Below are 12,444 nucleotides of genomic sequence, written 5' to 3'. Positions count from 1 at the left end.
GACTTCCTAAAGCGTAATTGTCGCCGAAACGACGTCACTTGGGTTCGCAAGCGCGAGGCCGGGAAAATACGGAAACCCGGACGGGCTGTCAACAGCTCGTGAAACGTTTTTTTTCGAATTTCTGAAGTTATACTCCTGGCCATGCTGAAGTTCATTCCCGATCCCCACGGAACACCGGTCCCCTTCCATGCCGTCCATGGGCGCGCCGACGCGCCTGCGCTGGTGGTGTGCGACCATGCGTCGGCGGCCATTCCCGCCGGTCTCGGCAATCTGGGCCTGGGCGAGGCCGAACGGACCAGCCATGTGGCCTGGGACATCGGCGCCGCCCGCGTGGCCGCCCTGGTGGCCGAGGCCCTGGGCTGTCCGGCGGTGCTGGCCGGAATCAGCCGTCTGGTCATCGACTGCAACCGCCAGCCCGGTGACCCGTCCTCCATTCCCGCCCGGACCTGCGGGGTGCGGGTGCCGGGCAACGAGGCGGTGGACGAGGCGGAGGCCGACAGCCGCGCCCGGTCGTGGTTCTGGCCTTATCATACCGAGATCGGCGACCGTATCGCCCATCTGTGGCGGCATGGCCGCCCGCCGGCCGTGGTGGCCATCCACAGCTTCACGCCCTGCATCCAGGGCCAGATGCCGCGCCGCTGGCACGTGGGCGTGCTTTGGAACCGCGATCCGCGCATGGCGGTGCCGGTGCTGGCGGCATTGCGGGCGCGCGGCGATCTGGTGGTGGGCGACAACCAGCCCTATTCGGGCCGCGAGATCAACTATACGCTCGACACCCATGCCGGTGCGGCGGGGCTGCCCAACGTCTCGTTCGAGATCCGCCAGGACCAGGTGGCCGACGAAGCCGGCTGCATCCGCTGGGCCGGCATTCTGGCCGGGGTGCTGGGCGACGTCCTGGCCGACGACGAACTGTACCGCGTCGAGATCTTCTAGAAGCCGGTGTTGAAGACCGAGCACGAGCCCCTGGTGCGGTCGTTGTTGCCCGTGACCTCGCAATTGCCGCAGGCGGCCAGGGACAGGCCCAGGGACAGGCATAGAAGCATGGCGGTGACGAGGTGTCGCATGGCCCCACCTTATCATGGCGCAACACCCCGCTTGAACCGTCATCCGTGCTTGGCTATGGTTCGGGCCGATTTCCAGCAGGGAGCCTGTCCATGAGCGACGACCAGAACACCAGCCAGATCGGCGGCATCGCGGCCGAGGCGCTGCGGCAGTTCATCGACCGCATCGAGCGGCTGGAAGAGGAAAAGAAGGCGCTGGCCGCCGACATCAAGGACGTCTACGCCCAGTGCAAGTCCCAGGGCTTCGACACCAAGATCATCCGCAAGATCGTGGCGCTGAGAAAGCGCGACCGCCAGGAGCGGGAAGAGGAGCAGCAGATCCTCGACCTCTACCTCGCCGCCATCGGCGAGGCCTGAGCCTCCACCGGGTATCGGAATCAAAAACGGCGCGGTGCCCCGGGGCCCGCGCCGTTTGAATGTCTGCGTCGATGGCGTCTAGCGGCGGCCGCGACGGGTCGGCTTGTCCGTGGTTTCGCCGGCCTTGCGGCCCAGGCCGATCTTCTTGGCGAAGTCGGAACGCTGGGCGGCGTAGTTGGGGGCGACCATGGGATAGTCGGGCGGCAGGCCCCACTTCATCCGGTACTCGTCCGGGGTCATGTTGTAGGTGGTGCGCAGATGCCGCTTCAGCATCTTCAGCTTCTTGCCGTCCTCGAGACAGATGATGTAGTCGGGAGTCACCGACTTCTTGACGGCGATGGCGGGCTTCGGCGCCTCCGACTTCGCTTCCGGCTGGCCGCCTTCAAGGGATGAAAGCGAGCCGTAGACGGTATTGATCAGTTCCGGCAATTGTCCCGCCGGCACCGGATTCTTTCCCACATAGGCGGCGACTACATCGACGGCCATGCGCAGCAGGTCGTCACGATTGGCCTTGTCCGAGTTAATGTCGCTCATCTGTCTGTCCGACCGCAGTTTGTTGGCATAATTGAATCAATGAATGCATGGCGGCACTTCACTGTCAATTGGAAATTGAATCGCGTGAATAATGAGTTCTTGGAGTTGGTGTCGGTTTCAATAATCATCATCCTGATGGATGGGGGTTTACGCCCATAGTCTGTATAGAAATCGGGGTTTCTATTGCCGTAATGCCCAAACATGATCCTATTGGAACAATCCTCGCCGCCGCACTGTGTCGCGATCGGGCATGCCCCATAAGCTTGTGGCGCATTGGCAAGACGGTCCGACATATGGTATCTAGCCCATTCGAACAAGGATCGCCGGGGTAGGGTGTTGATGAGCGCGAAAACCATAGCCATTGCCTGCGATCACGGCGGCATCGAGATGAAGGATCTGCTGGTCAAGGACTTGACCGCGTCCGGCTGGTCGGTGCTCGACCTCGGCACCGATGGCCCCGACTCGGTGGATTATCCCGATTTCGCGTTGAAGATGGCCGAGGCGCTCAAGGATGGCCGGGTCCAGCGCGGCGTTCTGCTGTGCGGCACCGGCATCGGCATCTCCATCGCCGCCAACCGTTTCGCCCATGTCCGTGCCGCCCTGGTCCACGACGCCTTCGGGGCGCGCATGTGCCGGGGCCACAACGACGCCAATGTCCTGGTGATGGGCGGGCGCACCACCGGTCCGGAAGTGGCGCGCGACTGCCTGAAGATTTTCCTCGAGACCGAATTCGAAGGCGGCCGCCACGCGCGGCGTGTCGCCAAGCTGTCCTAACCCGCCGACCTGAAGAGAGATTCGATGTCCAGCGTCTCCACCGATGCCTTTTTCCGTACTCCGCTTTCCGAGCGTGACCCCGAAGTCTTCGCGGCCATCACCAAGGAGCTGACGCGCCAGCAGGACCAGATCGAGCTGATCGCGTCGGAGAACATCGTGTCCCGCGCGGTGCTCGAGGCCCAGGGCTCGGTGCTGACCAACAAGTACGCCGAGGGCTATCCCGGGAAGCGCTATTACGGCGGCTGCGAGTTCGTGGACATCGCCGAAAGCCTGGCCATCTCGCGCGCCTGCCAGATCTTCGGCTGCACCTACGCCAACGTTCAGCCCAGCTCGGGCTCCCAGGCCAACCAGGGCGTATTCATGGCCCTGTTGCAGCCCGGCGACACCATCATGGGCATGAGCCTCGCCGCCGGTGGCCATCTGACCCACGGCGCCGCTCCCAACCAGTCCGGCAAGTGGTTCAAGGCCATCCAGTACGGCGTGCGCAAGCAGGACGCCCAGATCGACTTCGCCGAGGTGGAGGAACTGGCCCGCACCCACAAGCCGAAGCTGATCATCGCCGGCGGCTCGGCCTATCCGCGCACCATCGACTTCGCCCGCTTCCGCAAGATCGCCGACGAGGTCGGGGCCTTCTTCATGGTGGACATGGCGCACTTCGCCGGCCTGGTGGCGGGCGGCGTGTATCCCAATCCGCTGCCCTTCGCCCATGTGGTGACCACCACCACCCACAAGACCCTGCGCGGTCCGCGTGGCGGCATGATCCTGTCCAACGACGCCGAGATCGGCAAGAAGATCAATTCGGCCATCTTCCCGGGCATCCAGGGCGGGCCGCTGATGCACGTCATCGCCGGCAAGGCGGTGGCCTTCGGCGAGGCGCTGCGCCCCGAGTTCAAGCTCTATGCCCGTCAGGTGGTCGACAACGCCCGCGCCCTGGCCGACACCCTGGTGCGTCGCGGCCTGGACATCGTGTCGGGCGGCACCGATTCCCACCTGATGCTGGTGGATCTGCGGCCCAAGAAGCTGACCGGCAAGGCTGCCGAGGCCAGCCTGGAACATGCCGGCATGACCTGCAACAAGAACGGCATCCCTTTCGACCCCGAGAAGCCGACCATTACGTCCGGCGTGCGCCTGGGCACCCCGGCGGCGACCACGCGCGGCTTCGGCGTCGAGGAATTCAAGAAGGTGGGCGAGCTGATCGGCGACGTGCTCGACGGTCTGGCCGCCAACCCCGAGGACAACTCGGCTGCCGAGGCCCGGGCGCGGGCCGAGGTGGCGGCGCTGTGCAAGCGCTTCCCGATCTACCAGTAATCAAGCATAGGGACGGAGGCGGCAAGGACCGCCTCCGCCGTATTCCGGGGGGAAAGATCATGCGGTGTCCCTTTTGCGGTCACGACGATACCCAGGTGAAGGATTCGCGGCCGACCGAGGATAACTCGGCCATCCGGCGGCGGCGCTCGTGCCCCGAATGCGGTTCGCGCTTCACCACCTTCGAGCGGGTGCAGATCCGTGATCTGGTGGTGATCAAGAAGGACGGCTCGCGCTCGCCCTTCGATCGCGACAAGGTGCTGAAATCGCTCAGGATTTCGCTCCGGAAGCGTCCGGTGGACGACGAGCAGATCGAGCGCATCGTCAATGGCATCCATCGTCGGCTGGAAAGCATGGGCGAGAACGAGGTGCCCTCCAAGTTCATCGGCGAACTGGTGATGGAGGTGCTGATGGACCTCGACAAGGTCGCCTATGTCCGCTACGCCTCGGTATACCGCAACTTCCGCGAAGCCAAGGACTTCGAGGATTTCCTGGGGAAGATGGTTGTCAGCCGCCACGACTGATCGCACTCAAGCCGAGATCGACCTGGGTCACATGCGGGCCGCCCTGGCGCTGGCCCGCCGTGGCCTGGGCACCGTATGGCCCAATCCGGCGGTGGGCTGCGTCATCGTGAAGGATGGAAGGGTGGTCGGACGCGGCTGGACCCAGCCGGGCGGACGCCCCCATGCCGAGACCGAGGCCCTGGCCATGGCCGGAAACGCCGCCCAGGGCGCCACCGTCTACGTCACCCTGGAACCCTGCGCCCATCACGGCAAGACCGCGCCCTGCGCCGACGCCCTGGTCGCCGCCGGGGTGTCGCGGGTGGTGGTGGCGGTGCAGGACCCCGATTCAAGGGTGGCCGGCAAGGGCATCGACCGTTTGCGGGTGGCGGGCATTCCGGTGACCGAGGGCGTGCTGCACGCCGAGGCCGCCGAGCTCAACGCCGGCTTCTTCCTGCGCATCACTACCGGGCGGCCGCTGGTCACCCTGAAACTGGCCACCACCCTGGACGGCCGTATCGCAACCCATACGGGCGAAAGCCGCTGGATCACCGGTGAACAGGCCCGTGCCTGCTCCCATCTGCTGCGCGCCGAGACCGACGCCATCATGGTGGGCAGCGGCACCGCGCTGCATGACGATCCCGACCTGACCTGCCGCCTGCCCGGACTGGTGGAGCGTTCGCCGGTGCGCGTGGTGGTGGACGGGCGTTTGCGCCTGCCGCTCACCAGCCGGCTGGTGGCGACCGCCAACGACGTTCCCACCTGGCTGCTGACGCTGGAGGATTGCGACGACGACCGCCGCGAGGCCTTTGAGGATGCCGGAGTGGACGTGGTCGAGGTTTCGGCAGGACCAGACGGCGCCATCGACTTGGAACTGGCGCTGCAGGCGCTGGGCGAGAGCGGCGTCACCCGTGTGCTGGTGGAAGGCGGCGCCCACCTGTCGGCCGCCCTGCTGCGTGCCGGGCTGGTGGACCGCCTGGTGTGGTTCCGCGCGCCCCGCCTGATGGGCGGCGATGGCCTGCCGGCCGCCGTGTCGTTCGGCATCGACCATCTGGCCCAGACGCCCCATTTCGAACGCGTCGATATCCGCGCCGTGGGCGACGACGTGATGGAAACCTATATTCGTCTTTAGAAGCGAGGTTGCTCATGTTCACCGGCATCGTCACCGATCTCGGCGTGGTGCGCCGTATCGTTCGCGGCGAGGGGCGGGAAGCCCGCTTCGAAATCGCCAGCGCCTACGACACCAGCACCATCGCCATCGGCGCCAGCATCGCCCATAACGGCGTGTGCCTGACCATCATCGAGGTGGGGCCGGACTGGCATGCGGTGGAGGCTTCGGCCGAGACCCTGTCCAAGACCACCCTGGGCTCGTGGCGCGAAGGCTCCAAGGTCAATCTGGAGCGGGCGCTGAAGGTGGGCGACGAGTTGGGCGGCCACATCGTGTCCGGTCATGTGGACGGTGTCGCCAAGGTGGTGAGCATCACGCCCGAGAACGAATCCAAGCGCTATGTCTTTGAAAGCCCCGCCGATCTGGCCTGTTTCGTCGCCCCCAAGGGCTCGGTGGCCCTGGACGGCGTGTCGCTCACCGTCAACGAGGTTGACGGGCGCCGGTTCGGCATCAACGTCATTCCCCATACCCAGGCGGTGACCACCTTCGGCACCTATCGCCCCGGCGACGAGGTGAATATGGAAATCGACATGCTGGCGCGCTATGTTGCGCGCCTTCTGCAAAAGGACTAGCGCCTTGGTTTCCGAATATCACCAGTATCTGTCGTCCATCGAGGACATCATCGAAGAGGCCCGCCAGGGCCGCATGTTCATCCTGGTGGACGACGAGGACCGCGAGAACGAGGGCGACCTGGTCATCCCGGCCGAGATGGCCAACGCCGACGCCATCAATTTCATGGCCCGCTTCGGACGCGGGCTGATCTGCCTGTCGCTGACCCGGGGCCGCTGCGAGCATCTGGGCCTGAAGCCCATGAGCGCCGACAACGGCACCCGCATGGAGACCGCGTTCACCGTCTCCATCGAGGCGCGTGAAGGCGTCACCACCGGCATCTCGGCCGCCGACCGGGCGCGCACCGTGGCGGTGGCCATCGATACCGAGAAGAACCGCTACGACATCGTCACGCCGGGTCACGTCTTTCCGCTGATGGCCCGCGACGGCGGCGTGCTGGTGCGCGCCGGCCATACCGAGGCGGCGGTGGACATCTCGCGCCTGGCCGGGCTCAACCCCTCGGGCGTGATCTGCGAGATCATGAACGACGACGGCACCATGGCCCGCATGCCGGACCTGGTGAAGTTCGCCCAGCATCACGGCCTCAAGATCGCCACCATCGCCGATCTGATCGCCTATCGCCGCCGCAACGACAAGATCGTGGCGCGCGAGGTCGAGGCGCCGTTCCATTCCAAATGGGGCGGCGACTGGAAGATGATGGTCTATACCAACACCGTGGCCTATGCCGAGCATATCGCCCTGGTGAAGGGCGACCTGAACGCCGAAGGGCCGGTGATGGTCCGCGTCCATGCCGTCAACGTGCTGGACGACGTGCTGGGCGACCAGGGGTCGGGCAAGGCCGGCGAGCTCCATTCCGCCATGGAAATGATCGCCGCCCACGGTTCGGGCGTCATCGTCCTGATCCGCGAGCCGCGCCCCACCAGCCTGTCCGACATGGTCCGCGCCCATCTGGAGCGGCGTCCGCCCGCTCCGGCGCTGCGCGATTACGGCGTGGGCGCCCAGATCCTGCTGGATCTCGGCGTGCATGAAATGATTCTGCTGTCCAACACCAAGCGCTCCATCGTCGGCCTGGAAGGCTATGGCATGAAGGTGGTGGAGCAGCGGCCGATTCCCGTCGGCTGACTTTAGGAGACTCCCACATGGCGAAGGTTCTCATCATCGAGGCCCGCTTCTACGACCATATCGCCGACGGCCTGCTGGCCGGAGCGCGCGCCGAGTTCGACAAGGCCGGAGTGGAGCACGACCTGCTGGTGGTGCCGGGCATCTTCGAATTGCCCGCCGCCCTGAAACTGGTGCTGACCGCCGCCGAGCAGGGCAACGACAAGGCCCGCTACGACGGCTTCGTCACCCTGGGCTGCGCCATCCGCGGCGAGTCCGACCATTATCACCACGTGGGCACCGAGTGCATGCGGGGTATCGCCGACCTGTCCATGGCCTACGACCTGGCCCTGGGCAACGGCGTGCTGACCGTCCACAACGAGGCCCAGGCCCTGGCGCGGTCCGATCCGGCGCGCAAGAACCTGGGTGGCCAAGCGGCCCGGGCCTGCCTGCGCATGATGGCGGTGAAGAAGGAGCTGGGCCTTTGAGCGACCGTAGGGAGTGCGGGCGCGTTGAGCGCCCCGGAGCGACGCCGGAGCGGAGCGAAGGCGGGAAGCGGAGGAGCCAAGCTCGCGGAAGCGAGCGCCCGGCGCTTGAGGGACTAAAGAAATGAACACCGCGCCGAATAACCCGTCCGTCGCCAAGCGCAGCGCCGCCCGGCTGGCCGCCGTCCAGGTTCTCTACCAGATGGAGATGACCGGGACCGATGCCGAGCGCGCCCTGCAGGACGCCAAGGACCGTCGCGCCGCCGAGCCCAAGGGCCGCATGGCCGATCCCGATTCCTCGCTGCTCAATCAGGTGGTGCGCGGCGTCTCCGCCCAGATGGAGGGTATCGACGGCCATGTGGGCGGGGCGTTGTCGTCCGACTGGACCGTGGACCGCCTGGAAGCGGTGCTGCGCGCCATCATCCGCGCCGGGGCCTGGGAATTGTCGGCCCGGCCGCAAACTCCGGCCCGCGTCTGCATCTCGGAATGGGTCGACGTGGCCCACGCTTTTTATTCCGGTCCCGAACCGGGGCTGGTCAACGCGGTGCTCGACCGTCTCGCCCAGACGCTCCGAGGCAGCGAGATGGGCAAGGGCTGATCAGGTGAGCGGCGGTGCGCCCGACGAGTTCGGCCTGATCGCCGAGTTGTTCGCTCCGCTGGCCGCCGGTTATCCCGGAGCCCTGGGGCTTACCGACGACGCCGCCTTCATCGCCGCCGAGCCCGGCTTCGACACCGTCGCCACCATGGATTCCATGGTGGCCGGCGTGCATTTCCTGCCCGACGATCCGCCGGACCTGATCGCGCGCAAACTGGTCCGGGTCAATCTTTCCGATCTGGCCGCCAAGGGGGCCGAGCCCCGGCTGCTGATGCTGTCCGCCGCCTTTCCCGCCAATGTGGATCGGGACTGGCTGAGACTGTTCGGCGCCGGGCTGGCCGAAGACGTCCGGTCCTTCGCCGTCCATCTCATCGGCGGCGACACGGTGTCGACGCCGGGGCCGCTGACCCTGACGCTGACCGCCCTGGGGCGGGTGGAGGCGGGGCGGGGACTGAAACGCTCGGGCGGCAGGCAGGGCGACACCATCTGGGTTTCCGGCAGCATCGGCGACGGCGCCCTGGGGCTCAAGGCCATCCGCGGGGAATTGCCCGGTCTGGCTCCGGCCCATCTGGCGTTTCTCGCCGGCCGCTATCGCCTGCCCCAGCCGCGGACCGGTCTCGGCCCCAGGCTGGTGGGGCTGGCCCATGGTGCCATGGATGTATCCGACGGGCTGGTTCAGGACCTGGGCCATCTGTGCCGGGCCTCGGGCCTGGCGGCGCGTATCGAGGCGGAAAGGGTGCCGCTGTCCGCCGCCGCCGCCGGGGTTCTGGCCGCCGACCAGTCCCTGCTTGCCTCGGTGCTGGCGGGAGGCGATGATTACGAGGTGCTGTTCACCGCGCCGGCCGGGGCGGAGCGGGCCGTCATCGCTCTGTCGGCGGAATTGGGCGTCGCTCTTACTCCCGTGGGCTCCATGGTTGCGGGGCAGGCGGGCAAGGTCACGGTATTGGGCGCGGATGGCGGGGAAATCGTCATAGATCGGGGTGGCTGGCGCCACTTCCATGCGGGGGAATAGTCTTTGGTCCGGTTGATCTTCATGGTCGTGGGCTTGCTGATGCTGATCGGCGCGGTCATCGGCGGCCTCTACTTCTGGGGCATCGATCCGCTGGCCAAACTGGGCATCACCGCGCCCATGATGAACAAGGAACCGGCCGCGCCGCCGCCGCCGCCGCCGCCGGTCTTCGTGGATTTCGGCCTGCTGATCGTGCCGGTGATCCAGGACCGCGAAGTCAAGAAGCAGGCCGAGATGATCGTCCGTCTCCAGGTCGATCCCAAGAACAAGGAAATCGTCGCCAAGAATTTGCCACGCCTGCAGAACGCTTATCTCGCCGAGATGATCAGCTATCTGGGGCTGACGGTGAAGGAAGGGCAGCCGCTGGACGTTCCCGCCATCCGCCGCCGGCTGACCATGGCGGCGGAAAAGACCCTGGGCGGAGTCTACGTCAAGGACGTGGCCATCGAGAATCCCAACCTGAAATAGTCTCCACCCCTTCGGCTAGTCCCAAGGGCGATTCGCCCCTGCCCATTGGTGCGGGTGACTCCCGGCAAAGATGGATGGCCGGTGCCGAAATTGCCCCGTGTGGTGAAATTTCATCGCAATAATTCCAGAATATCACCGTGATGCGAGCATTTTATTGCATCCGTGAGGTTCTTCTGGCAGTTTCTCCACGCTTCCGTCGCCCCCTCTTGGCCCGACCACCCTTGGCCGGGCTTCAAGCGGTCTGGCGGCGTTAAGAAGATTCATCAGGGGACTCGAACCACAATGACCACTCTCTTCGTGATCGCATGCGGCGTTCTGGCGCTGCTGTACGGGGTCTACGCCATCAAGTCGGTGATGGCGACCTCGGCCGGCACCGCCCGGATGCAGGAAATTGCCGCTGCCGTGCAGGAAGGCGCCGCCGCCTACCTGAACCGTCAGTACACCACCATCGCCATGGTCGGCGTCGTCGTCGCCATCATCCTGGCCGCCCGCCTGGGCATCTATCAGGCCGTCGGCTTCGTCATCGGCGCGGTGCTTTCGGGCGTCGCCGGCTACGTGGGCATGAACGTCTCCGTTCGCGCCAACGTCCGCACCGCCGAGGCCGCCCGTTCGGGTGGCATGCAGCAGGCCCTGGACGTGGCCTTCAAGTCGGGTGCCATCACCGGTCTGCTGGTGGTCGGTCTCGGCCTGATCGGCGTCGCCGGCTACTACATGATCCTGAAGAGCGTCGGCATCGATCCGCGCGGCCTGCTCGAGGCCCTGGTGGCCCTGTCGTTCGGCGCCTCGCTGATCTCCATCTTCGCCCGTCTGGGCGGCGGCATCTTCACCAAGGGCGCCGACGTGGGCGCCGATCTGGTGGGCAAGGTCGAAGCGGGCATCCCCGAGGATGACCCCCGCAACCCGGCCGTGATCGCCGACAACGTGGGCGACAACGTCGGTGACTGTGCCGGCATGGCCGCCGACCTGTTCGAGACCTACGCCGTGACCGTCGTCGGCACCATGCTGCTGGGCTCCATCTTCTTCACGGGCGCCGCCCAGGAGCAGATGATGCTGCTGCCGCTGGTCATCTGCGGCGTGTGCATCTTCGCCTCCATCGTCGGCACCTTCTTCGTGAAGCTGGACGCCGGCATGAACATCATGAAGGCTCTGTACAAGGGCCTGATCGTCACCGGCATCCTGTCCGCCGTGCTGATCGCCGTGATCATCAACACCACGCTCGGCGGCTTCGCTGCCACCTTCCAGGCTGGCAGCCTGACCATCACCGGCATGGGCCTGTTCATCTGCGCCATGGTCGGCCTGATCGTCACCGGCCTGCTGGTGTGGATCACCGAGTACTACACCGGTACCGATTACCGTCCGGTCAAGTCGGTGGCCCAGGCCTCGACCACCGGTCACGGCACCAACGTCATCCAGGGTCTGGCGGTTTCCATGGAAGCCTGCGCCCTGCCGGTGATCGTGATCTCCGTCGCCATCATCGTGACCTACAAGATCGCCGGCCTGTTCGGCATCTCCATCGCCGCCACCACCATGCTGGCCCTGGCCGGCATGATCGTCGCGCTGGACGCCTATGGCCCGGTGACCGACAACGCCGGCGGCATCGCCGAAATGGCCGAGCTGCCCAAGGAGGTCCGCAAGACCACCGACGCTCTCGACGCCGTCGGCAACACCACCAAGGCCGTCACCAAGGGCTATGCCATCGGTTCCGCCGGTCTGGCCTCGCTGGTGCTGTTTGCCGCCTACACCGAGGATCTGAAGCACTACTTCCCCAAGCTGAACATCACGTTCAGCCTCGAGGATCCCTATGTGGTGATCGGCCTGTTCCTCGGCGGTCTGCTGCCCTACCTGTTCGGTGCCATGGGCATGCAGGCGGTGGGTCGCGCCGCCGGCTCGGTGGTGGTGGAAGTCCGCCGCCAGTTCAAGGAAATCCCCGGCATCATGGAAGGCAAGGCCAAGCCCGACTACGGTCGCGCCGTGGACATGCTGACCAAGGCCGCCATCAAGGAGATGATCATCCCCTCGATGCTGCCGGTGCTGTCGCCGATCGTCCTGTACTTCGTGATCATGGCCGTGGCCGACCAGAAGGCCGCCTTCACCGCCATGGGCGCCATGCTGCTGGGCACCATCGTGACCGGCCTGTTCGTCGCCATCTCGATGACCTCGGGCGGCGGCGCTTGGGATAACGCCAAGAAGTACATCGAAGACGGCCATCATGGTGGCAAGGGTTCCGACGCCCACAAGGCGGCGGTGACCGGCGACACCGTCGGCGATCCCTACAAGGACACCGCCGGCCCCGCCGTCAACCCGATGATCAAGATCATCAACATCGTCGCCATCCTGCTGCTGGCCATGGTCGCCGGTCACTAAGACCCGCAACCAGCCGCAACAGGGCTGAAACGGAAAACCCCGGTCGGAAACGGCCGGGGTTTTTTGTCGTCTGGACGTGGTCCGCGGATGGGCTTTTTCACCACCATGACACCAAGGGCACCAAGGGAACGGATCAGATCGTCCCCCCAACCGTAC

Annotated in this window: 15 protein-coding genes; 13 read left to right on the top strand and 2 right to left on the bottom strand. The window is 65.9% G+C overall.

The window, feature by feature from the left end; genetic code table 11:
• Window positions 1–141: 141 nt before the first annotated feature.
• Complete coding sequence (locus tag WV31_RS07995) at window positions 142–933, top strand: N-formylglutamate amidohydrolase (protein ID WP_085373058.1); 792 nt, start codon at window positions 142–144, stop codon at window positions 931–933.
• On the opposite strand, the gene WV31_RS22660 is transcribed toward WV31_RS07995, so the two are convergent.
• Window positions 930–1,064: a hypothetical protein gene (locus tag WV31_RS22660; protein WP_257788791.1), complete on the bottom strand. Its 135-nt coding sequence runs from the start codon at window positions 1,062–1,064 to the stop codon at window positions 930–932. The two genes, WV31_RS07995 and WV31_RS22660, sit on opposite strands and share 4 nt — an antisense overlap.
• A 90-nt stretch (window positions 1,065–1,154) precedes the next feature.
• Here WV31_RS22660 and WV31_RS07990 point away from each other — a divergent pair, with 90 nt between their 5' ends.
• Window positions 1,155–1,418, top strand: a complete 264-nt coding sequence (locus WV31_RS07990) for a DUF2312 domain-containing protein (RefSeq protein WP_068434578.1) — start codon at window positions 1,155–1,157, stop codon at window positions 1,416–1,418.
• Window positions 1,419–1,496: 78 nt separating this feature from the next.
• On the opposite strand, the gene WV31_RS07985 is transcribed toward WV31_RS07990, so the two are convergent.
• Window positions 1,497–1,952: a MucR family transcriptional regulator gene (locus WV31_RS07985; RefSeq protein WP_068434581.1), complete on the bottom strand. Its 456-nt coding sequence runs from the start codon at window positions 1,950–1,952 to the stop codon at window positions 1,497–1,499.
• A gap of 339 nt (window positions 1,953–2,291) precedes the next feature.
• Between WV31_RS07985 and rpiB the strand changes: the two genes are divergently transcribed.
• The 11 genes from rpiB (at window position 2,292) to WV31_RS07930 (ending at window position 12,288) form a co-directional block, all read left to right on the top strand.
• Window positions 2,292–2,726, top strand: coding sequence for a ribose 5-phosphate isomerase B (gene rpiB / locus WV31_RS07980; protein WP_085373057.1), 435 nt, complete (start codon window positions 2,292–2,294; stop codon window positions 2,724–2,726).
• Window positions 2,727–2,750: 24 nt separating this feature from the next.
• Window positions 2,751–4,034, top strand: a complete 1,284-nt coding sequence (glyA, locus tag WV31_RS07975) for a serine hydroxymethyltransferase (RefSeq protein ID WP_085373056.1) — start codon at window positions 2,751–2,753, stop codon at window positions 4,032–4,034.
• A 59-nt stretch (window positions 4,035–4,093) separates the two neighbouring features.
• Window positions 4,094–4,555: a transcriptional regulator NrdR gene (gene nrdR / locus WV31_RS07970; protein WP_040476289.1), complete on the top strand. Its 462-nt coding sequence runs from the start codon at window positions 4,094–4,096 to the stop codon at window positions 4,553–4,555.
• Window positions 4,556–4,586: 31 nt separating this feature from the next.
• Window positions 4,587–5,663 carry a bifunctional diaminohydroxyphosphoribosylaminopyrimidine deaminase/5-amino-6-(5-phosphoribosylamino)uracil reductase RibD gene (gene ribD, locus WV31_RS07965; RefSeq protein ID WP_085373055.1) on the top strand — a complete coding sequence of 359 codons (1,077 nt, stop codon included), beginning with the start codon at window positions 4,587–4,589 and terminating at the stop codon, window positions 5,661–5,663.
• Window positions 5,664–5,677: 14 nt separating this feature from the next.
• Window positions 5,678–6,271 carry a riboflavin synthase gene (locus WV31_RS07960; RefSeq protein ID WP_085373054.1) on the top strand — a complete coding sequence of 198 codons (594 nt, stop codon included), beginning with the start codon at window positions 5,678–5,680 and terminating at the stop codon, window positions 6,269–6,271.
• Window positions 6,243–7,391 carry a 3,4-dihydroxy-2-butanone-4-phosphate synthase gene (gene ribB / locus WV31_RS07955; RefSeq protein ID WP_085373053.1) on the top strand — a complete coding sequence of 383 codons (1,149 nt, stop codon included), beginning with the start codon at window positions 6,243–6,245 and terminating at the stop codon, window positions 7,389–7,391. Before WV31_RS07960 ends, ribB begins: the two co-directional genes overlap by 29 nt.
• A gap of 17 nt (window positions 7,392–7,408) precedes the next feature.
• Entirely contained in the window at window positions 7,409–7,855 is a 447-nt protein-coding gene (gene ribH / locus WV31_RS07950; protein ID WP_085373052.1) for a 6,7-dimethyl-8-ribityllumazine synthase, read from the top strand.
• A 121-nt stretch (window positions 7,856–7,976) separates the two neighbouring features.
• Complete coding sequence (gene nusB, locus WV31_RS07945; RefSeq protein ID WP_085373051.1) at window positions 7,977–8,450, top strand: transcription antitermination factor NusB; 474 nt, start codon at window positions 7,977–7,979, stop codon at window positions 8,448–8,450.
• A gap of 4 nt (window positions 8,451–8,454) precedes the next feature.
• Window positions 8,455–9,459, top strand: coding sequence for a thiamine-phosphate kinase (gene thiL / locus WV31_RS07940; RefSeq protein ID WP_085373050.1), 1,005 nt, complete (start codon window positions 8,455–8,457; stop codon window positions 9,457–9,459).
• 21 nt (window positions 9,460–9,480) lie between these two features.
• Entirely contained in the window at window positions 9,481–9,924 is a 444-nt protein-coding gene (locus WV31_RS07935) for a flagellar basal body-associated protein FliL (protein ID WP_237051540.1), read from the top strand.
• 282 nt (window positions 9,925–10,206) lie between these two features.
• Window positions 10,207–12,288: a sodium-translocating pyrophosphatase gene (locus WV31_RS07930; protein WP_085373048.1), complete on the top strand. Its 2,082-nt coding sequence runs from the start codon at window positions 10,207–10,209 to the stop codon at window positions 12,286–12,288.
• Window positions 12,289–12,444: the final 156 nt, after the last annotated feature.

The organism is Magnetospirillum sp. ME-1 (assembly GCF_002105535.1).
GTDB lineage: Bacteria > Pseudomonadota > Alphaproteobacteria > Rhodospirillales > Magnetospirillaceae > Phaeospirillum.
This window is presented reverse-complemented; position numbering and strand designations above follow the sequence as displayed.

Coding starts and splice junctions, on each gene's coding strand:
- WV31_RS07995 (WP_085373058.1), top strand. CDS start 142: ATGCTGAAGTTCATTCCCGATCCCCACGGAACACCGGTCCCCTTCCAT.
- WV31_RS22660 (WP_257788791.1), bottom strand. CDS start 1,064: ATGCGACACCTCGTCACCGCCATGCTTCTATGCCTGTCCCTGGGCCTG.
- WV31_RS07990 (WP_068434578.1), top strand. CDS start 1,155: ATGAGCGACGACCAGAACACCAGCCAGATCGGCGGCATCGCGGCCGAG.
- WV31_RS07985 (WP_068434581.1), bottom strand. CDS start 1,952: ATGAGCGACATTAACTCGGACAAGGCCAATCGTGACGACCTGCTGCGC.
- rpiB (WP_085373057.1), top strand. CDS start 2,292: ATGAGCGCGAAAACCATAGCCATTGCCTGCGATCACGGCGGCATCGAG.
- glyA (WP_085373056.1), top strand. CDS start 2,751: ATGTCCAGCGTCTCCACCGATGCCTTTTTCCGTACTCCGCTTTCCGAG.
- nrdR (WP_040476289.1), top strand. CDS start 4,094: ATGCGGTGTCCCTTTTGCGGTCACGACGATACCCAGGTGAAGGATTCG.
- ribD (WP_085373055.1), top strand. CDS start 4,587: ATGCGGGCCGCCCTGGCGCTGGCCCGCCGTGGCCTGGGCACCGTATGG.
- WV31_RS07960 (WP_085373054.1), top strand. CDS start 5,678: ATGTTCACCGGCATCGTCACCGATCTCGGCGTGGTGCGCCGTATCGTT.
- ribB (WP_085373053.1), top strand. CDS start 6,243: ATGTTGCGCGCCTTCTGCAAAAGGACTAGCGCCTTGGTTTCCGAATAT.
- ribH (WP_085373052.1), top strand. CDS start 7,409: ATGGCGAAGGTTCTCATCATCGAGGCCCGCTTCTACGACCATATCGCC.
- nusB (WP_085373051.1), top strand. CDS start 7,977: ATGAACACCGCGCCGAATAACCCGTCCGTCGCCAAGCGCAGCGCCGCC.
- WV31_RS07935 (WP_237051540.1), top strand. CDS start 9,481: ATGGTCGTGGGCTTGCTGATGCTGATCGGCGCGGTCATCGGCGGCCTC.
- WV31_RS07930 (WP_085373048.1), top strand. CDS start 10,207: ATGACCACTCTCTTCGTGATCGCATGCGGCGTTCTGGCGCTGCTGTAC.